General features: G+C 58.4%; 1 protein-coding gene. It reads right to left on the bottom strand.

Annotation, left to right across the window (positions count from 1 at the left end; all coding sequences use genetic code 11):
- Positions 1 to 92: 92 nt before the first annotated feature.
- Complete coding sequence (locus BN1127_RS00265; protein WP_052833525.1) at positions 93 to 344, bottom strand: hypothetical protein; 252 nt, start codon at positions 342 to 344, stop codon at positions 93 to 95.
- Positions 345 to 616: the final 272 nt, after the last annotated feature.

The following is a 616-nucleotide window of genomic DNA, read 5'->3' as shown; positions in this document are numbered from 1 at the left end:
TTAACTGATCAGCATTGCGCGACAGAGCGGCCCTTTCAAGACAGACCAGCGCAGCAACGTGGCAACGCCGGCCCCCTTGCCAAACAGGGCCATCAGCTCATCTCCAGCAGGCCGAGAATGCCGGCGACCGTGTACCACGGATTGTGCACCCTGCGCTCCTCTTCCAGCGCCTCATGATCCTGCAACAGCATCAGCGCCTCGGTCGGGGTATCGGCAAAAGAGGGGGCAACGACAGTCACAAACCCCTGCTCGACCAGTTGGCGACGCTCATCGTCATAACTGACCGCCCAAGTATCGAGATAGGTAAATGACTGACCTTGTTTGAAGAAGTGATAGCGAGACATGGTGGGCTCCGAGGCATTGGACCCCCACTCTACACCGGCGGTTGTAAACTGGCTCACCCCGAATGGGTAGCCAGCGCAGTCTCAAACAGGCCGAGCGCTCTTCATGACATGACTCCGCACAAGGTGTGATATACACCGCCAGAGGGCCGATGGCCCGCTCAAGCGGGCAGTTTCATGCCAGCAAAAAACCCGGGAGCACAGGGCCAAGGGGGCGTAAAGGGGGCGTAGGCCAGGCGCAAAGTGCCATAAAAAAGGCTATGTCCCAATTACGT

Source organism: Aeromonas media (genome assembly GCF_000819985.1).
Classification (GTDB): Bacteria; Pseudomonadota; Gammaproteobacteria; order Enterobacterales; family Aeromonadaceae; genus Aeromonas; species Aeromonas media.
Note: the sequence above shows the minus strand (reverse complement) of the source record. Positions and strands in the feature narration are given on the sequence as shown.